This is a genomic window from Ensifer sp. 2TAB8 (assembly GCF_052115125.1).
In the GTDB taxonomy this organism is placed as follows: Bacteria; Pseudomonadota; Alphaproteobacteria; order Rhizobiales; family Rhizobiaceae; genus Ensifer.
Genome location: NZ_JBFRGB010000020.1, coordinates 19,473 through 37,806, shown reverse-complemented (window position 1 = coordinate 37,806; position 18,334 = coordinate 19,473). Strand labels below are relative to the sequence as shown.

Sequence of the window (18,334 nt, the reverse complement as noted above, 5' to 3'; positions counted from 1 at the left end):
CCCTCGTTCGCCGAAAGCCTTGCCATCGCCCGGACGTCAAAGCAACACTTGCGCCATGACACGGCCGTGAAGGCGGATTTTCGCCAAGGCCGACGCCGGCATTCTCCTTTTGTTCGCATATCCTGTAAGAGTCTGGCAGAATTCAGATGATTCGACCGCCGGGGGATGGCGGCAAAGCCGAGGTCTTGCTATGGCCTCAGGCATCCCCATACGACAGGAACGATCCGAACGGCCCCATGGACGACAACAGCGACCTCTTTTCAATGCCCGAGCAACCGAAGCCCGTACAGCCGAGCGCCAAACCGGCTGTGCCAGCGGCACCCGTCGTGCGCGAAGAGCCGCGCCCTGCCCCGAAAGGCAGTGATGGCAGTGATTATGATGCGTCGGCAATCGAGGTGCTCGAAGGCCTGGAGCCGGTGCGCCGTCGTCCGGGCATGTATATCGGCGGCACCGACGAGAAGGCGCTGCACCATCTCTTCGCCGAAGTCATCGACAACTCGATGGACGAAGCGGTGGCCGGCCATGCCAACTTCATTGAAGTGCACCTCGACGCAGACGGCTTCCTGACCGTCACCGACAACGGTCGTGGCATCCCGGTCGAGAACCATCCAAAATTCCCGGGCAAGTCGACGCTCGAAGTCGTCATGACGGTTCTGCATGCCGGCGGCAAGTTCGACGGCAAGGCCTATGAGACCTCCGGCGGTTTGCATGGTGTGGGCGTTTCCGTCGTCAACGCGCTGTCCGATGCGCTCGAAGTGGAGGTTGCACGCAATCGCAAGCTCTATCGCCAGCGCTTCTCCCGCGGCATTCCGCAGGGCGGGCTCGAAGAACTCGGCGATGTGCACAACCGCCGCGGCACCCGCGTTCGCTTCCATCCGGACCCGGATATTTTCGGGCCGCATGCGCATTTCGAGCCCGGCCGGCTGTTCCGCATGGCGCGCTCGAAGGCCTATCTCTTTGGCGGCGTCGAGATCCGCTGGTCTTGCGATCCCTCGCTGCTGCAGGAAGGCTCGGAGATCCCGGACAAGGCTGTCTTCCACTTCCCGGGCGGCCTGAAGGACTATCTCGCCGCAACACTCGGTAAGGAATTCACCGTCACCCGTGAGATCTTCGCCGGCAAGTCGGAGAAGGCAAACGGGCACGGCTCGCTCGAATGGGCGGTCACCTGGTACGGCGGCGACCAGCAGGTCCATTCCTACTGTAATACCATCCCGACGCCCGAGGGCGGCACGCACGAGGCGGGCTTCCGCATCGCGCTGACCAAGGGCCTGAAGAACTATGCCGAGCTGACGCAGAACAAGCGGGCGGCGATCATCACCACCGACGACGTGATGATTTCGGCAGCAGGCATGCTTTCGGTCTTCATTCGCGAACCGGAATTCGTCGGCCAGACCAAGGACAAGCTTGCGACGGTCGAGGCCCAGCGCATCGTCGAAAACGCACTGCGCGACCCATTCGACCACTACCTTGCCGACAATCCGGGCGAAGCCGCCAAGCTGCTCGACTGGGTCGTCGAGCGTGCAGAAGAACGCGTGCGCCGACGCAAGGAAAAGGAAGTCAACCGCAAGACGGCAGTGCGCAAGCTGCGCCTGCCGGGCAAGCTCGCCGACTGCTCGCAGAACACCGCAGAAGGCGCCGAACTCTTCATCGTCGAAGGGGACTCTGCAGGCGGATCGGCAAAGCAGGCACGCAACCGCGCCAACCAGGCGATCCTGCCGTTGCGCGGCAAGATCCTCAACGTTGCAAGCGCCGGCCGCGAGAAGCTTAGCGCCAACCAGCAGATCACGGATCTCGTCCAGGCGCTTGGCTGCGGCACCCGCAGCAAATACCGCGAAGAGGACCTGCGCTACGAGCGCATCGTCGTCATGACCGACGCCGACGTCGACGGCGCGCACATCGCCTCGCTGCTGATCACCTTCTTCTATCAGGAAATGCCTGAACTGATCCGCGGCGGTCATCTCTATCTCGCCGTGCCGCCGCTCTATCGCATCAGCCAGGGCTCGAAGACGCTCTATGCGCGCGACGACGCGCACCGCGAGGAACTGATGCGCACCGAGTTTTCCGGTCGTGGCAAGGTCGAGATCGGTCGCTTCAAGGGTTTGGGCGAGATGCTGCCGGCGCAGCTCAAGGAAACGACGATGGACCCGAAGTTCCGCACGTTGCTCAAGGTCGAGATCGACGAGATCGATTTCGAAGGCACGCGCGAGGCAGTGGACAATCTCATGGGTACCAAGGCCGATGCCCGATTCCGCTTCATCCAGGAGCGCGCCGTGTTCGCCGATAACCTGGACATCTGATCCGGAAGTGTTGCGAAGATGCGCACGCTTCTCGTGCGCCCTGAGCCATCAAGATCGAAAGCGGCGGCCCGAGGCCGCCGTTTCGGTTTCCGGACCCTTGCACCAATCGGGCGAACGGGGATCATGCCGCCTGGCGAACAGACTTTTCCATGAACAGGCTCAGCGGATCCGGCTGGTAGTCTCCGAAAGGTGAACGCTCGACATAGCCGGCCGCCTTGTAAAGCCCGATCGCCTCGGGCTGATAGATGCCGGTTTCGAGGCGAATTGCCGTGTAGCCAAGATCACCCGCACGCGCCTCCAGGGCCTGCAACAACAGCTTGCCGACTTTCAGGCCCCTCGCCTCAGGATCGACGAACATGCGTTTGATCTCGGCCGTGCCGTCACCGGCTTCCACGAGCGCGCAGCAGCCGACGATGTCATCCTCGCGGCGGGCCACCAGGAACGAGACCCCGGCCTGCTCCAGGCTCGATAGGTCGACCATATGATTGCTTTCGGCAGGATAGAGCGAAGCGGCATAAGCGTCGGAGAGTTCCAGCAGACGCACAACCGCGGCTTGGCGTGGCGACTCCAGGGCTATCGTTACGGCAGGCAATGATTTCGTCCTTCTTGGCTTCAGCGATTTGTGCCGGAGGTTAGTGCCACCCTTACCGCCAGCCAATACGTCAAATGACGCAGGGTCCCGGTACTCGCCCTATCAATCCGGCTAACAGGCTGAAACAATTTGTTCCGCGTCGCCGACAACGCTGCCCTATTTCGGGGAGAATCGTGCAGGCATAGGTTGATCCGACCACAACCTCCAGGGACCGACAGGAACACCATGCAAGCGGCGCTGATTGTCATGACCATTCTCGGCTGCGACCACGACGTCAGCCAATGCCAGTACATTTCGACGGTCAATGGTACATGGCCATCGATCGCCCAATGCGACACGGATTCGCAGGCGCAATTGCCGAAGTTCTCGAATGCCAACTATCCGGTCGTCGTCGCGATGTGCGAGAGTTCCGGTCCGGCCCTCGCCGACCTCAGCCCGCCACCGGCCGGTTCCCAGCAGAGCCAGACACCACCTTCACAAGTGGCCGAACCGGTGTCGGAGCCAAACCTGCCGAAGCGGACACTGGCCTTCCTCTCAGGCGCCATCCCGGATCGAGAGAAGCTCAAGACGATCGTTACAAAGCCGGTGCACTATATCGAAGACGGCTATTCCTGGGTCGCCCGCCGCGTCACCAACTAGCGGTCTCGCTCAAACCAGACCGGCAGCAATCAGGCTTTCGGCGCTGGCTGCTACGGCCGTTTCTGCGGTTCGCGGCTGCCACCCCAGAACGCGACGTGCCTTTTCGTTGGAAATACGGGAGTCGCGTCCCAATTCCCGCACGATCAGCCGCAAGCCGGCATCAAAGGGCGCAGCCAAGCCTGCCAGCCAATTCGGCAGAATGAACTTTGGCAGCTTGGCGGCATGCTCCGGAAACCGCCGGCGCAGGACGGACGCCATGTCGGCAAGTGACAACGTCTCTGCGGCGATCAGAAACCGCTCGCCCGCGGCACCCGCGACGGTCATTGCCCGGACATGGGCGTCGGCGACGTCACGGACGTCGACGACCGGTACGCTGAACCTCGGCAGAGCGGGATAACCGCCCCTCAGTAGGTTGCGCACCACGGCAACAGAGGTGCCTATCTCGCGCCCGAGCAGCGGCCCGAGGACCATGCCGGGATTGACCACCGCCAACTCAAGCCCGTTTTCGGCCGCATAGTCCCAGGCCGCATGCTCCGCAAACGTCTTTGATCGGTAATAGGGCGTCGCCAGCGGTGATTGCGGGTCGGTCCAGTCGGTCTCCGTGAAAGGAGCGCGTCCAGCCCCGTAGATGACGGCGGCAACAGAAGAGGTGAGAACGACACGGCGAACGCCGGCCAAATGAGCGGCCTGAAGGACACGCAGCGTGCCGTCCCGCGCCGGCCCGATCAGATCGGCTTCATCCGCAGGCAGCCGCGCCGGGAACGGCGATGCAGTGTGCAAGACATGGGAAACGCCAACGAAGGCCTCAGCCCAGCCTCTTTCCCCCAGGAGGTCCGCTTCGACGAAGGCCAGCCTTCTTCCTTCCGTACCGCCGGCAGCGCGGATCGATCCTTCGATCTCCTCCTTGCGCGCCAGATCGCGAACGGTACCGCGTACGTCGTAGCCCTGCCGCAACAAGAGAAGCGCGACATGACGCCCGACAAAGCCGCCTATGCCGGTTACGGCGACGGTTGCGTCGGCCATCGCGTTCATGCGTCAGTTCCTCATTGGCCGCGAGCCCGCATCGGGCTGCCGGCAGAATTGGGTGGAGAGGTCGCGGGATGCAAACGGCCGCGACGGAAGTCAGGCTGCCTGGCGCGCTGCAAGTTCCGCATAGCTGCGGGCCGACTGGCGCTCCTCGGCAAATGCCAGGCGCTCGAGCAGGTCGATCATCGCGGTATTGACCGGCGACGACGAGCGCTCGTTCCTTAGCCGCGCGAGCAGCGCCTTGGAAACGGACGCCGTGCCGTCGTGTCCAGCTGCCGTATCCTGGCGCCAGAGAAGCACGGCCGCCGCAAAGGTTTCGCTGACATCGTGGCCGAGGCCGGCACTCTCGAACAGAGCGCGGATCGAGTGAACGCGACCACCGGACAGGATGGAGCGCACGCGCCTCTCGCAGACGCCAGAGAGATCGACGATCGCCGCCGAGAAGAATTCCGCGCGGCCRGTGACGAGCGCGTGGAGCAGGAAGGCCGGGGTCAGGCGGCCGGTCTCGCGCAGATGCGACACGAGGCCAGGCAATTCCTCCACCGCCAGTGTGCCTGCCATGCCGACGGCGGCAATGTCGCAGGCTTCCCGGGTGATCCGCTGAACCCGGGCTTCGCCGATCGCCATCTGCACCAAACCGAAGGCGGCCAGCGCCGCCCCCACCTCTTCCACCAGCGCATGGCGGGCATCGCTTGGCAGGTCCGGCCGTGCAAGCAACAGGTCGCGTACGGCCGCCGAGCAGCCGAGACGCTCGGCGATGCGTTTCAGCGAGCGGCGCGAAAGGTTGGCGCCGGTATTTTCCAGAAGGATCAGCACCTCTTCCTCACCGCCGATTTCAGCGAGGGCGGCGCACACGGCGCGGGAGACGAAGCTGCGCGCCGCGATCAGCGCGCGCGTCTCGAGCGTACCTCTGGCAGCGAGATCGACCAGATCCTCGTCGGTCAAGACAGGCGAGCGGGAGATGACGACATAGGCAATTTCGGGCTGGTCTTCGGCAAGGCCGAGAATGATGGCGCGTGGAACGGACGAGCATCCACAAAGCACATCGGCGAGTGCGCGCCGAACCTTTGGCGACGGATCGTCGAGCAGGAACGTCATCGCCATCTCCGCCGCGCGGCGGTCGAGGCCATTCATCTCAGCGTCGATATAGGCGCGACCGAGCGCGCTGGCAGCGCGGGTTCGTTCGCCCGTTCTCGCCGTTTCCACCCAGCGAAGAAATGCTTGTATGATCACCTACGCCCCACTAGACCACGCCAATGCCACCGATGTTCAAACCCTAGCCGGCAAAGGTTTAAGATTGGTTCACCATGTCTGTTAACCGCTCCCAAACCATGAAACCGCTGCTGATAACCGATAGCACGGCTCCGACCGTGGACGTCCTTGCGCTCAATGCGCTCTCTGGCGTGATCACGGGTATCGGTTGCGACGCAGAAATACTGCGTGGCTGGGCGCGGTTGCCAGACCGAAGCTTCGATCTTCTTGCGCGCGCCGAACCACTGGAACGGCTGGACGAAGAGGCATTGACCCGGATCATCGTGAGCGGTGTGGACGGTATCGTTCTTTCCGGATGCCGCGGGCGCGCCGACATACAACAGCTCGACGTGATGCTGCGGGTGGCGGAAGCCACCAATGGCATCGCGCCCAACCGGATCCGGATCTATGCAGAATACGGCAGCTCGCCGGAGGGCCTGTTGTCGCCCTATCCGCTGACAGATGCGTCGCCCCGCCTAGAAGCGTTGGTCTTCAACGGTGCGGCGCTCGCAAAATCGCTAGGCTGCCTGGAGCCAACCAGCGCGCCCCACCAGCGTGTGGCAGCACCTATCCTCGCAGGACGGTCCTATGTGGTCCTGAAGGCGGCAGAAGCCGGCGTGCCTGCCTATGAGGTGTTGCCCGCCTGCGCCGATGAAGCCGCGACACGGTGGGCGCAATCGCTGAGCCGCGACAACGGCTTTGCCTCGGTCGTTTGCAGTTCGATCGAGCAGGCAGTCGTCGTCAGCGTCGCGTGACCTATCCGGAGCACAATATCGCTGATCTCAACGGGTCGGGCGCGTCATCTGGAAGACATCGCCGCCGTCGCAATAATCCATATAGCCAAGACGGGCGAGCGGCCTGACCGTCGCCATGTCGAATCGGCCATCGCGGATTGCTTCCTCGCGGATATGAATGCCGACGACCTGACCGATGACGACATAGTTGTCGGACACTTCGCCATCCAGGCCCTTCGGTTGAAACATTTCCGTCGTCCGGCACTCGAGCGCAGCAAAGGCCTCGGCAACGAACGGCGCCTTCACCAGGGTGCCGTCAACCGGCGTGAGTCCGGCGATCTCGAATTCGCTCTCGCCGTGCGGCGCCGGTATCGACGTCTTGTTCACGGCTTCGGCGAGACTACGGCTGGCGAAGCTCGCCGTGAACTCGCCGGTTGCTTCGATGTTGCGGACCGAATCCTTGTATCCGCTCGACGAAAACATCACGAGTTTCGGCCGGTCGGCGATGACATTGAAGAAGGAATAGGGCGCGAGGTTCAGCGAGCCGTCAGCCGACCGCGTGCCGATCCAACCGATCGGCCGCGGCGATACGATGGCCTTGAAGGGGTCATGCGGCATGCCGTGACGATTCGAGGCCGTATCGTAGAACATCAGGCGCCCTCGCCGACCCAGGTGACGATCTCTGCGAGTTCCGGCCGCGGCCGTTCCGTCGGCGGTACCATCGCGGTACCGATGTGAATGAAGCCGGCTAGCTTCTCACCCTGCTTGACGCCCAGCAAGGGATAAGCGCGCTCGTCGAAGGCGAACCATTCGGTCAGCCAGTTGGAGGCATAGCCGAGTGCGTTTGCGGCCATCAGCAGGTTGAGGCATACGGCGCCGGCAGACATCAACTGCTCCCATTCCGGGATCTTGAAGTGCGGCGCAGCCGTGCTGACCACGGCGACCACGACCGGCGCGCGCGTCAGCCGCGTTTCCTCGACCTTGATCATTTCTTCCGAGAGATCGGGCTTCGCTACAAGCGCCATCGCCTTCAGCTCCGCGCTGATGCGCGCCCTCTCCTCGCCGCGATAGACGATGAAACGCCAGGGGGCGAGCTTGCCGTGGTCCGGCAYGCGCGAGGCGAGCTTCAGCATCTCCTCGACCTCGGCCTTGCTGGGACCGGGTTCGCCCATCTGGAATGCAGGGATCGAGCGACGGGACGCGAGATAATCAACAAGCTTAATTTCGGTTTTCATGTCGGATGAATTCCACTAATTTGCCGCAGCATCGGCAGCCACGAAAATGCCATATCGGCGTCCCAAGTGGAGTCACTCAGTCAGGAAGTCAACTGCTCTCATGCGTGCATGCTCTCGTATTTTCCTCAGAACCGGCCTCGCGATCCTTATCGCCGGCGCCGCTGCAGGAAGCGTGCTTGCTGAAGATGCGACCCAGGCCTTCGAGAGTTTTCCCTCGATCGCCGGCCCCCGCAAGATGCCGAAGCTTACGGGCTTCAGCCCGATGACATCAGATCCAATCGCCGACGGTACCTTGAAGGATGTGAAGCTCGAAGCACTGCTCACCGAGAAAGGCGCCCCTGTCGAGGCCGGCCTGACCTGGCGCGTGTTCAGCCCGATCCCCGGAAGCGACGGAAAGCTGCCGCTTCTGGCCACGTCGGAAGGCGGATCGACCGCGTTCAACGTCGTGCCGGGTGACTATTTCGTCAATGTTTCCTTCGGACGCGCCTCCGCAACACGCAAGATCCGCGTTCCCCAGGAAGGCACGCTGGAGAAGCAGGTTCTGGTTCTCGATGCAGGCGGCATCAAGCTCAACGCCGTCTCTGGCAGCGATGTGCGCATACCGCCGGCCGAACTCAGCTTCTCCGTCTATTCCGCCGACACCAAGAGCGACGGCGAACGGGCGCTTATCATGTCGGATGTGAAGCCGAATACGGTGATCCGGCTCGGCGCCGGAACCTATCATGTGACATCGAGCTACGGCGCCACCAACGCCTCGACCGCCGCCGACATCCAGGTCGAAGCCGGCAAGCTGACGGAAGCGACCATCCAGCATCGCGCCGCCAAGCTGACGCTCAAGCTGGTCTCAGAGCCCGGCGGCGAAGCGATCGCCAACACCGCATGGACGATCCTGACCTCCGCCGGCGACACGGTGGACGAAGAAAATGGCGCCTTCCCGACGCTGGTCCTGCTCGAAGGCAGCTATTCCGCCGTCGCGCGCTACAAGGACAAGATCTACGAACGCGACTTCACGGTGAAGGCCGGCGTCAACACGGACGTGGAAGTGCTGCTCAGCAGCGGTGGCAACGATGCGAACACCAATCCGGGCGTCGTCTCCGACGCACAGGACTAGTCTCAACGCAGCGACAAGCGGTTGACGTTGCGTCAGCCCGCGCGCCGCATGAACCGCCTACGCGGCGGCGCCATGGAGAAGACCGCGTCATAGATGCGGGCCAGCAGGTCCTTGCGATCACCACAGGCACCGAGGTCCTCGGGCGTCAGCACACGGCCGATGCGCGCCGCAATCGTCGTGCCGGACAGGCGTCGGAACTCGCGGATCAGCAGCGAAAGCCTCAGCGTCAGTGAGATCTTGCTCGCCAGATGGAACATGGGACCGTTCTGGCCTTCGAAATAGATCGGGATGACGCTTGCCCGCGCGGCCTGGATCAATTTTGCGGGAAAGATCTTCCAGGGCAGGTCTTCGGCGCGGCCGAAGCCCTTGGGGGCTGTCGCGACGCCGCCGGCGGGAAAGATCACGATGGTCACACCTTCCTTCAACAGGCGCAGCGCTTCATGGCGCGTCGCCATGTTGACGGCCAGCGCTTCCTTCGTCTCCTCGAACGACACCGGCAGCGAGTAAGGCGCCATTTCCGGCACCTTCAGCAGTTCGTTGTTGATAAGGACGCGGAATGGACGGCCAAGCTGTTCGGCAAGCGCCAAAACGGCGATGCCGTCGCCGATGCCGAAGGGATGATTGGCGATGATGACGATCGGCGTATCGGGCAATTGCCGCGGCGGCCACTCGCCTTGGGTTCGCAGCTTCACATCGATCAGCTGCAGCATTTCACCGAAGACCCGATCGCTCTTGCCGACAATGTCGGACCGCCAGCGCGTGTAAAGCTTTGCATAGCGGTTGCGGCCCGACAGGCCCTCGATGGAGCGAATGAACCAGCGCTTCAGGCGCCGGTCGTTTTCATTGGCGTAGGACAGCTCTTTGAACTGCACGGAAATCTCCGAGGGATACGATCTTATCCGGATATTCCGCTAATATGACAGTTTGCTGACAAAGCAAGTGCCCGGGGGTTCAACCCCGGGCTTTCTTTTCCGCCTTGCGCTTGAGATCCGGGGCCATGGCTTCCAGAGCGAGAGAGGCAATCGCTTCGTCGAGCGTCATCGCAGTCTGCGCCTGCGAACCCAGACGGCGGATGTTGACCGAACGCTCTTCGGCTTCGCGCTTGCCGCAGACGACAATGACCGGAACCTTCGTGACCGAGTGTTCGCGAACCTTGTAGTTGATCTTCTCGTTGCGGAAGTCGGTCTCGACGGTCAAGCCCGCGTCGCGCAGAAGCTCGGCAACCTCACGACCGTAGTCGTCAGCTTCCGAGGTGATCGTCGCGACGACGATCTGCAACGGCGAAACCCACAGCGGCATGTGGCCGGCGAAGTTCTCGATCAGGATGCCGAGGAAACGCTCCATCGAGCCGCAGATGGCGCGATGGATCATGACCGGCTGGCGCTTTTCCGATTCCTTGTCGATGTAGAAGGCACCAAAGCGCTCCGGCAGGTTGAAATCGACCTGGGTCGTACCGCACTGCCATTCGCGGCCGATGGCGTCCTTCAGCGTGTATTCGAACTTCGGACCGTAGAACGCGCCCTCACCCGGCAGGATGCCGGTCTTGATGCGGCCTTCCGACTGCGCCTCAATCGTCTTCAAGACGTCCATCATCACGCTTTCGGCGCGATCCCAGAGCTCGTCGGAACCGACGCGCTTGTCCGGACGGGTGGAGAGCTTGACCACGACTTCCTTGAAGCCGAAGTCCTCATAGACCGAGAGGATGAGGTCGTTGATGCGCAGGCATTCCGCCGCCATCTGCTCGTCGGTGCAGAAAACGTGGGCGTCGTCCTGGGTGAAGCCACGCACGCGCATCAGGCCGTGCAGCGCGCCCGACGGCTCGTAACGGTGAACGTTGCCGAACTCAGCCAGACGCACCGGAAGCTCGCGATAGGACTTCAGCCCATGCTTGAAGATCTGGATGTGCCCCGGGCAGTTCATCGGCTTCAGCGCGAAGACGCGGTCGTCGTCGGTTTCATCGCCGGCGACCGTCACCTTGAACATGTTGTCGCGGTACCAGCCCCAGTGACCCGAGGTTTCCCAGAGCGACTTGTCAAGCACCTGCGGCGCGTTGACTTCCTGGTAGGTGTTGGCGAGCCGGCGGCGCATGTAGGCGACCAGCGTCTGGAACATGCGCCAGCCCTTGCCGTGCCAGAAGACGACGCCCGGGCCTTCCTCCTGGAAATGGAACAGGTCCATTTCACGGCCAAGACGGCGATGGTCGCGCTTTTCCGCTTCGGCAAGCACGTGCAGGTACTGGTCGAGCTCTTCCTGGGTGTGCCAGGCTGTGCCGTAGATACGGGTCAGCATGGCGTTGTTGCTGTCGCCGCGCCAATAGGCACCGGCCACCTTCATCAGCTTGAAGGCTGTTCCGATCTGGCCCGTGGAGGCCATGTGCGGTCCGCGGCAAAGGTCGAACCAATCGCCCTGGTAGTAGATCTTGAGATCCTGTCCCTCGGGGATCGCATCGACGAGCTCGACCTTGTAGGCCTCGCCCTTGTCGGCAAAGACCTGACGGGCCTTCTCGCGCGACCAGACTTCCTTTGTGAAAGGCTTGTTGCGGGCAATGATCTCCTTCATCCGCTTTTCGATGAGCGGCAGGTCATCCGGGGTGAAGGGTTCGTTGCGGGCGAAGTCGTAATAGAAGCCGTTGTCGATGACCGGACCGATGGTTACCTGCGTTCCCGGCCACAGCTCCTGTACAGCCTCTGCCATCACGTGCGCGGCATCGTGGCGGATAAGCTCGAGGGAACGCTTGTCGTCGCGAACGACGATCTCGAGGCGGCCATTGGTCACCGGATCGGACAGATCGCGCAGCTCGTCGTCGAGCGCGATCGCTACCGCCTTCTTGGCGAGCGACTTCGAAATCGATTCTGCCACGTCACGGCCGGTCGTGCCGAAGGGATATTCGCGCACCGAGCCATCAGGAAATGTAAGGGAAACAGGATTCGACATAGTGATCTCCTATCCAGTCCCGCCAACGAATGCGGGTGGAATGGTTGACCGGCAATGGCCGGTGAATTGACGATACAGCGTCGCATCCGTGAGACGCGCAGAGATCGCTGTAGTGCTTTGGATTGCTGCTTGTTCTGCCCGGAGCCGAGACAACCCCGGGAAACACGCCGTAGCCTGATAAAGGGTTTTCGAAAGTGAGTAAAGGCGAAGGCTGCGACAGAGCCTAGCCGCGCAGCATCTCGGCAAGGCCCTTTACGGTGTTCCAGTTGCGAAACGTTCCGATGCCCAAACGCTTGGTCGTCATCGCCCCCAGAAGCTTCGATTCACTGGCCTTGCCGGCGAAATGCACCCAGAGATCGCCATCGACGATGGCAAGGCGTTCGCCGGAAACGCAGTAACGCCGCAGCCCTTCGAGTGCGGTTTCGGTCAGCGGGTCGCGCATCACGCGGACATGCACGCGCGTTGCGTCTTCTTCGCCCTCTTCATGGAAGGGATTGGAGGCAGCGAGCTTCAACCAGCCGGCACCGGAGCGCACGATGATGTCTACATGCCGACCGAACGTCCCGGAGAAGGCCTTCTCAAGCGGGGATTCGAGATCGCGGACTTCCGACCGTCCGGCCTCGAACACGAGATTGCCTGTCGCAACCAGCGTCCTGGGCGAGTGATAGCCGAGGCCTTCGGCCATCGCCCTGAGATCGGCCATCACGACACGTCGCCCGGCACCAAGGACAATGCTGTAGAGCAAGGCAACGTAGCTGTTCATCATTCTTCCGTTCACGCGCGCCAGAAATCCGCAGCACCCGCCGGCAATCGGGCGAGAACCCGGTCCAACTTCGCCTCGTCGATGTGTCGACGCAAGGCGGCTGCCACATCGGCAATGGCGCTGTCAGGCGAAACATTGTGATCGGGCCGGAGCGCCTGCACCTCGCGGGTCAGGGCGACGCGACCCGAAAACGGGCTCTTCGGTTCCTCGAGGTCCCATTCGGCAACAAAGATCGCGCGCAGCACGGGCGGCAAGACATCTGCAAACAGGATGGCATCCTCCAGTTCCAGCCGTCGCCGAAACGTCCGCAGTACCGCCTGAACCATCGTATAGGCCTGGTTCGTCGTCTGGAGCCCGGCAAGATTGCGCGCATCGATGATGAAGCGATCGAAATCCGCAGAGGCCTGGCGGTATTCCATCGGCATGGGCATGGCGATCATCCAACCTTCGGCCGCGGTCGCCAGTAGCGCCACGGCGCGTACCACACGAGGCGAGGCTCAAGCCGCTCCGGCACCGGATCGAAGCCGTGCGTCCCGCCCGGACCGCAGCGCGCCACGCGAAACAGCGTCATCCAGCCTCCGGCCCATAAGCCATGGCGAGCTATCGCCTCGTAGCCGAATTCAGAACAGGTCGGCAGGTGGCGGCACGAGTTGCCGATGAAGCTCGAAAGCGTGAGCTGATAGGTGCGGACCAGCGCCATCCCGATCAGCCGCCCCGGCGTCTTGCGAAACGGACCGTCCCAGTTTCGACCACCCACTACCGGCTTCGCCCCGTCGTCCGGCACGTGCCGACAATTCGGATCGCCGCACATGTCAGACGGCCGCGAGCAGTCGCTTGGCTTCGATCTGCTCGATGGCATCGACGACGGCATCAAAGGTCAGCATCGTCGAGGCGTGGCGCGCCTTGTAATCCTTTACCGGGCGCAGGAAGCGCATGTCCTCGAAACGCCCGGACGGGCCCTCGCCGTCTGTCTTCAACATGGCGAGCATGTCCGCGCGCGCCTGGCGGATTTCCTCGGCGCCGGCGCCGACGACATGGCGCGCCATGATCGAGGACGACGCTTGGCCAAGCGCGCAGGCCTTCACGTCATGGGCGAAATCGGTGACCACGCCGCCGTCCATCTTCAGCCAGATATGCACCTTCGAACCGCAAAGCTTCGAGTGCGCCGTCGCGTCCGCGTCGGCATCCGAGAGCGTTCCGATACGCGGAATGTTCCCGGCAAATTCGAGAATTCGGCTGTTGTAGATGTCATCCATCATTTGACGCGATCCGACTGATTTTTCGCGGTTTTGAGTGATCGACGCATGATTTTCTCCGGTAGGCAGGAAAAAAGCACGACGCGACACGCTCCGCCTCTTTCATCTCTGTGGCACCATACTATATGCTATGTCGTGTTGGGGCGACAGTTCCGCAAGAGGAACAATGTCGCCTGTTGTTTGGGAAACCGTGCCGGAAGGTCCAGTGCACTGCTAAGCAAGGACCCGAAAGCCCCGGAGCCCGCCAACGGAACCCAAGCCTGCAGGGTTAGGCGAATGGCCAGTGGCGAGTTGTCCGAAAGATAAAACGTCAAGCAATCCCGTATTGCTCAAAGAGGCCATTATGGATGCCATAGTGAAGAATTTTCCTGTGCTCGACGATGCGAGCGGCCGCCCGACCCAGAAGGAAGCGGAGGATGCCGTACGCGTTCTGTTGCGCTGGGCTGGCGACGACCCAGCACGCGAGGGCCTGAGGGACACGCCGGCGCGTGTGGCAAAGGCCTATCGCGAACTTTTCAGCGGCTATGATCTCGTTGCCGAAGACGTGCTCGGCCGGACCTTCGAAGAGGTTGCCGGTTACGACGACATGGTCCTCGTCAAGGACATTCCGTTCTATTCGCATTGCGAACACCATATGGTGCCGATCATCGGCAAGGTGCATGTCGCCTATCTGCCGAACGGTCGTGTCCTCGGCCTTTCGAAGATCGCCCGCGTGGTCGATATCTATGGCCGCAGGCTGCAGACGCAGGAGTCGATGACGGCACAGATCGCCAAGTCGATCGACGAATCGCTCGCTCCGCGCGGCGTCGCCGTGATGATCGAAGCCGAGCACATGTGCATGGCGATGCGTGGCGTCCAGAAGCAAGGCTCGACAACGCTGACCACCACATTTACGGGTACGTTCCAGACGGAACCGGCCGAGCAGGCGCGGTTCATGGCCATGATCAGGGGCTTCAAGTAAGGCTCCGACAGACGGAGTCTTTCCATGACGCTTACCTTCGACGCCCCCTCCTCCGACAAGGCCGAGCTGGAAACCGGACCGGCCTTCACCCCGCGCTTTGATGAGAAGGGGTTGATCACTGCCGTCGTCACCGATGTGCGGGACGGTGAACTGTTGATGGTCGCGCACATGAACGCCGAGGCACTGGCTTTGACGATCGAGACGGGCGTGGCGCACTATTACAGCCGCTCGCGCAAGAGCCTCTGGAAGAAGGGCGAAAGCTCCGGCAACCTGCAATCGGTCAAGGAAATCCGCACCGATTGCGATCAGGACGCGATCTGGCTCAAGGTCTCCGTCGGCGGTCACGACGCCACCTGCCACACGGGTCGGCGGTCCTGCTTCTACCGCACGGTCGGCGCCGAAAACGGCAAGGCGACGGTCGAAACTACCGACGACCACAGGCACTTCGACCCTGCAGAAATCTATGATAAAAATTAAGCATCGCGCATCTTTTTGATGCGCACACATGCTATATTTATCTTTTGGAAACCAAGCGAGCGCCTAATCCTTAAGCAAGGATGCGGCGCGATGAGGGAACGGCAACGGTCCCGACTGTATTGCAAACTGTATCCAATGTTTATCGATCTTGCCGCAATCGGCGACCGGATCGGTGATATACCTAACGACGGTGCCAGTCTTTCAGCAATGGAACAGGACGAGGCCGGCACCTGCGCCGGCTTGGCGGAGCCTCCCCAGGACGCGCGCATCAATTTGCCTCTTCCAGGATCGAATCCGGTCCTGGGTAGTTAAGTCAATGATGAATTGCCAGAGCGACCTTCGCGCATTCTCATCGACGAGTCGCGCTGCGGAGTATTCGGCGGTGTTGGAGGTGCCGGATGTTGAATTGGACTTTTACGCGTAGCAATCAGATTGCAGATTTGTCCGGTCCGGACGGAACATCTATTTCAACAACACCACCAGAACCTGCGACACCTCCGCAAAGACCAAAGATCGCAATTGCCCTTGGCGGCGGCGCCGCTCGCGGTTGGGCCCATATCGGCGTGCTGCGGGCCCTCGACGAAGAAGGCATCGATGTCGGCATGATTGCCGGCACGTCGATCGGCGCGCTCGTCGGCGGTTGTTACCTTGCGGGCAAGCTCGACGAACTCGAGGCCTTCGCGCGTTCCCTCACCGTCAGGCGAATTGCAGGGCTGCTCGATTTTGCCATCGGTGGCGGCGGCCTCTTCGGCGGTTTGCGGCTCACCAAGCGCATGCAGGAGCATCTGCAGGGTCTCAGCATCGAGGGGCTCGACAGGCCGTTTATTGCCGTTGCAACCGAAGTACATAGCGGCCACGAAGTTTGGCTCGAAAAGGGATCGCTCATCACCGCGATCCGCGCTTCCTACGCTTTGCCCGGGATCTTCGAGCCGATCAAGGCGAACGGACGCACGCTTATCGATGGCGCGCTGGTCAATCCGGTCCCGGTTTCGGTCTGCCGCGCGCACGAGCAGCAACTCGTCGTCGCTGTGAACCTCAACTATGATCTCTACGGCCGCTCTGCCGTGGTCAAGCACAGCGCCGGGTTGGAAACGCCGGATTCGCCGCTGCAGGAGAAGGAATCAACCCATCACTCCCGCCTCGGCATGACCGGCGTGATGGTGCAGGCCTTCAACATCATCCAGGATCGTATTTCCCGCGCCCGCCTCGCTGGCGACCCGCCGGACCTGGCATTGCATCCCAAGCTTAACGACATCGGCCTCTCGGAGTTTCACCGTGCCGGAGAGGCGATCGACCGGGGTTACCACGAGGCGAAGGCCAAGCTCGCAGAGATTCAGCGAATGCAGGACGCGCTCGTACGCTGACGAGCGACCTTTTCTTCGATCATTGCGAGCGACTCGCGCGACGATGGCGCGCGCGTTCATTGTGCCATTTTGGGAGAGCGTGTAGCAAACCGAGATGGGGCAGATTCGCGCCATAATGCCTCGCCACCCTGTTGGTACGTAGAGAGCAAAGTATCGTGGTATGTAAGAGGGCGGCGCAGGCCGCCCTTCCCTTTTAGCCGGCGATGTAAGCCTTGATCTGCTCCGTCTCATGCTCGATCGCGCGGATATGATGCTTGATCACGTCGCCGATCGAAACGATGCCGGCGAGCTGACCATTCTTTTCGACCGGCAGGTGGCGAGCCCTGAGCTTGCTCATCATTTCCATCAGGGCCTGGACGGACATTTCCTCGGTGCAGCAGTAGACGTTCTGCCACATGACGGCCGCGACCGGCCTTTCGAGACAAGTCGCTCCTTGCTTGGCGATCGCTGCGACGATGTCGCGCTCGGTGAGGATGCCTGCGATCTGATCGTCCGCATCGACGATGATGACCGCACCGATATGATTGTCACGCAAGAGAATGGCAGCCTGTTGGACTGTCATCTGCGGGCCGACCGTTACGACGTTGCGGCCCTTTTCATCGAGTATTGCTTTTACTGACATGCGCACATCTCCCGTTGCGACAACTCCGGTCGGCAGGGAAAGGTTCAGCCGTCTCTCGTGCGGTACGGTCGGGCGATAGAACCTGTACCCTGGCCGCCTACAAACGCCAATCCACGTGCTCCTCAGACGCGGACGAGCCTCCAATACCCGGCCTTCACGGGCCGCCCTGTCTTTCGACAACCGGCGACCGTATCAAATGGTGCGCCAGCGTCCTGGGGAAATCAAGCACTCACAAGCGCCATCCGCCGATCTTTCGCAGTTGTCAGTCGCGAGGGTCGAAGAGGCCGAAGAGCAGGAAGCCGAAGAGGAAACCGCCGATATGGGCCTCCCAAGCGATGCTGCCTGCACCGCCAGGCGTGAACATGCCGAGCCCGATCAGAAAGTTGGTGAGGAACCAGATCCCGGCGAACATCACAACAGAACGATTTGCCAGCGCCTCACTGACGGGCAGCCTTCGGTTGAGATGGGCAAACTGCCGGCTTATCCGCCCGCTTGGCGAAAAGACGAAACGCGCCGCCGCCCCCATGAAGCCGGAAACTACACCCGAGGCACCGACCACCACGATCATTTCGCCCCAATGAAATGCGGTGTGAAGCGCAACAGCAGCCGCGGCCGACAGGCACCAGAACACCGCCAGACGTCCCATGCCGATGCGGCGCACGACCGGCGCACCGAAAGCAACCATCCAGAAGATGTTGAAGATCAGGTGCTCCCAGCTGCCATGCAGGAACGAATAGGTGATGGGGCTCCAGAGCCAGGCGAGCCCCTGCTCGGCCAAGGGATGATCATAGCGCGCCGGCAGAAAGGCGAAATTGAAGATGATCTCCTGATCGATGGCTGGCGACAGAACATAGGTGCGCAACGCGTGAATGGCGATCAGGAACAGCAGAATGCCGGTGAGGCCCGCGGGCAGATTGAAAGCAGGCTCACGTGACGGACTGGCGGCGCTGTCCCGGTCCGTCTCCGGTGGCGTTGCCGTCTGATCTCGTTCCATGGTTGCCGCTCTCTCCATCGATTGGCCCGTTCGATCGCATTCGATCGAGGCGATGGCATGACACCGCGGGATTCGGAC

At 61.9% G+C, this 18,334-nt stretch carries 20 protein-coding genes; 7 read left to right on the top strand and 13 right to left on the bottom strand.

Annotation, left to right across the window (positions count from 1 at the left end):
* The first annotated feature begins 236 nt into the window (after positions 1-236).
* Positions 237-2,297: a DNA topoisomerase IV subunit B gene (gene parE / locus AB4Z53_RS26180; RefSeq protein ID WP_441598508.1), complete on the top strand. Its 2,061-nt coding sequence runs from the start codon at positions 237-239 to the stop codon at positions 2,295-2,297.
* 121 nt (positions 2,298-2,418) lie between these two features.
* On the opposite strand, the gene AB4Z53_RS26175 is transcribed toward parE, so the two are convergent.
* Positions 2,419-2,889 (bottom strand): GNAT family N-acetyltransferase, encoded by a 471-nt coding sequence (locus AB4Z53_RS26175; RefSeq protein ID WP_441598506.1) that lies wholly within the window; start codon positions 2,887-2,889, stop codon positions 2,419-2,421.
* Positions 2,890-3,114: 225 nt separating this feature from the next.
* On the opposite strand from AB4Z53_RS26175, the gene AB4Z53_RS26170 reads away from it, so the two are divergent.
* A complete protein-coding gene (locus AB4Z53_RS26170; RefSeq protein WP_441598504.1) occupies positions 3,115-3,528 on the top strand; it encodes a hypothetical protein in 414 nt (137 codons plus the stop codon).
* A 9-nt stretch (positions 3,529-3,537) separates the two neighbouring features.
* On the opposite strand, the gene AB4Z53_RS26165 is transcribed toward AB4Z53_RS26170, so the two are convergent.
* Complete coding sequence (locus tag AB4Z53_RS26165) at positions 3,538-4,560, bottom strand: SDR family oxidoreductase (protein WP_441598502.1); 1,023 nt, start codon at positions 4,558-4,560, stop codon at positions 3,538-3,540.
* 90 nt (positions 4,561-4,650) lie between these two features.
* Complete coding sequence (locus tag AB4Z53_RS26160) at positions 4,651-5,787, bottom strand: DUF2336 domain-containing protein (protein ID WP_113537722.1); 1,137 nt, start codon at positions 5,785-5,787, stop codon at positions 4,651-4,653.
* 74 nt (positions 5,788-5,861) lie between these two features.
* On the opposite strand from AB4Z53_RS26160, the gene AB4Z53_RS26155 reads away from it, so the two are divergent.
* Positions 5,862-6,560 carry an aldolase gene (locus AB4Z53_RS26155; protein WP_441598500.1) on the top strand — a complete coding sequence of 233 codons (699 nt, stop codon included), beginning with the start codon at positions 5,862-5,864 and terminating at the stop codon, positions 6,558-6,560.
* 27 nt (positions 6,561-6,587) lie between these two features.
* On the opposite strand, the gene AB4Z53_RS26150 is transcribed toward AB4Z53_RS26155, so the two are convergent.
* Together AB4Z53_RS26150 and AB4Z53_RS26145 are read right to left on the bottom strand one after the other, a co-directional pair.
* Positions 6,588-7,190, bottom strand: coding sequence for a flavin reductase family protein (locus AB4Z53_RS26150; protein ID WP_113537724.1), 603 nt, complete (start codon positions 7,188-7,190; stop codon positions 6,588-6,590).
* Positions 7,190-7,774 carry a nitroreductase family protein gene (locus tag AB4Z53_RS26145; protein ID WP_441598498.1) on the bottom strand — a complete coding sequence of 195 codons (585 nt, stop codon included), beginning with the start codon at positions 7,772-7,774 and terminating at the stop codon, positions 7,190-7,192. The genes AB4Z53_RS26150 and AB4Z53_RS26145 overlap by 1 nt, the downstream gene beginning before the upstream one ends.
* 100 nt (positions 7,775-7,874) lie before the next feature.
* Between AB4Z53_RS26145 and AB4Z53_RS26140 the strand changes: the two genes are divergently transcribed.
* Positions 7,875-8,885, top strand: a complete 1,011-nt coding sequence (locus tag AB4Z53_RS26140) for a hypothetical protein (RefSeq protein WP_113537726.1) — start codon at positions 7,875-7,877, stop codon at positions 8,883-8,885.
* Positions 8,886-8,917: 32 nt separating this feature from the next.
* On the opposite strand, the gene AB4Z53_RS26135 is transcribed toward AB4Z53_RS26140, so the two are convergent.
* The 6 genes from AB4Z53_RS26135 to AB4Z53_RS26110 form a co-directional block, all read right to left on the bottom strand.
* Positions 8,918-9,757 carry a lysophospholipid acyltransferase family protein gene (locus tag AB4Z53_RS26135; protein WP_223727065.1) on the bottom strand — a complete coding sequence of 280 codons (840 nt, stop codon included), beginning with the start codon at positions 9,755-9,757 and terminating at the stop codon, positions 8,918-8,920.
* Positions 9,758-9,836: 79 nt separating this feature from the next.
* Positions 9,837-11,819, bottom strand: a complete 1,983-nt coding sequence (thrS, locus tag AB4Z53_RS26130; RefSeq protein WP_113537728.1) for a threonine--tRNA ligase — start codon at positions 11,817-11,819, stop codon at positions 9,837-9,839.
* Between the two features lie 223 nt (positions 11,820-12,042).
* On the bottom strand, positions 12,043-12,582 hold the full coding sequence (locus AB4Z53_RS26125) for a DUF1697 domain-containing protein (RefSeq protein WP_113537729.1): 540 nt from the start codon (positions 12,580-12,582) through the stop codon (positions 12,043-12,045).
* 11 nt (positions 12,583-12,593) lie between these two features.
* Positions 12,594-13,022, bottom strand: coding sequence for a DUF2267 domain-containing protein (locus AB4Z53_RS26120; protein WP_113537730.1), 429 nt, complete (start codon positions 13,020-13,022; stop codon positions 12,594-12,596).
* A complete protein-coding gene (yidD, locus tag AB4Z53_RS26115; protein WP_441598494.1) occupies positions 13,019-13,393 on the bottom strand; it encodes a membrane protein insertion efficiency factor YidD in 375 nt (124 codons plus the stop codon). The genes AB4Z53_RS26120 and yidD overlap by 4 nt, the downstream gene beginning before the upstream one ends.
* A gap of 1 nt (position 13,394) precedes the next feature.
* Positions 13,395-13,841: an iron-sulfur cluster assembly scaffold protein gene (locus AB4Z53_RS26110; RefSeq protein ID WP_113537732.1), complete on the bottom strand. Its 447-nt coding sequence runs from the start codon at positions 13,839-13,841 to the stop codon at positions 13,395-13,397.
* Positions 13,842-14,181: 340 nt separating this feature from the next.
* Between AB4Z53_RS26110 and folE the strand changes: the two genes are divergently transcribed.
* From folE to AB4Z53_RS26095, 3 genes are all read left to right on the top strand, one after another.
* Positions 14,182-14,799 (top strand): GTP cyclohydrolase I FolE, encoded by a 618-nt coding sequence (gene folE, locus AB4Z53_RS26105; protein ID WP_441598492.1) that lies wholly within the window; start codon positions 14,182-14,184, stop codon positions 14,797-14,799.
* A gap of 24 nt (positions 14,800-14,823) precedes the next feature.
* Complete coding sequence (gene hisI, locus AB4Z53_RS26100) at positions 14,824-15,276, top strand: phosphoribosyl-AMP cyclohydrolase (RefSeq protein WP_113537734.1); 453 nt, start codon at positions 14,824-14,826, stop codon at positions 15,274-15,276.
* Between the two features lie 398 nt (positions 15,277-15,674).
* Positions 15,675-16,640, top strand: a complete 966-nt coding sequence (locus AB4Z53_RS26095; protein ID WP_441598490.1) for a patatin-like phospholipase family protein — start codon at positions 15,675-15,677, stop codon at positions 16,638-16,640.
* A gap of 193 nt (positions 16,641-16,833) precedes the next feature.
* On the opposite strand, the gene AB4Z53_RS26090 is transcribed toward AB4Z53_RS26095, so the two are convergent.
* Together AB4Z53_RS26090 and AB4Z53_RS26085 are read right to left on the bottom strand one after the other, a co-directional pair.
* On the bottom strand, positions 16,834-17,262 hold the full coding sequence (locus AB4Z53_RS26090) for a CBS domain-containing protein (protein WP_113537736.1): 429 nt from the start codon (positions 17,260-17,262) through the stop codon (positions 16,834-16,836).
* A 262-nt stretch (positions 17,263-17,524) separates the two neighbouring features.
* A complete protein-coding gene (locus tag AB4Z53_RS26085) occupies positions 17,525-18,256 on the bottom strand; it encodes a rhomboid family intramembrane serine protease (RefSeq protein ID WP_223727055.1) in 732 nt (243 codons plus the stop codon).
* Positions 18,257-18,334: the final 78 nt, after the last annotated feature.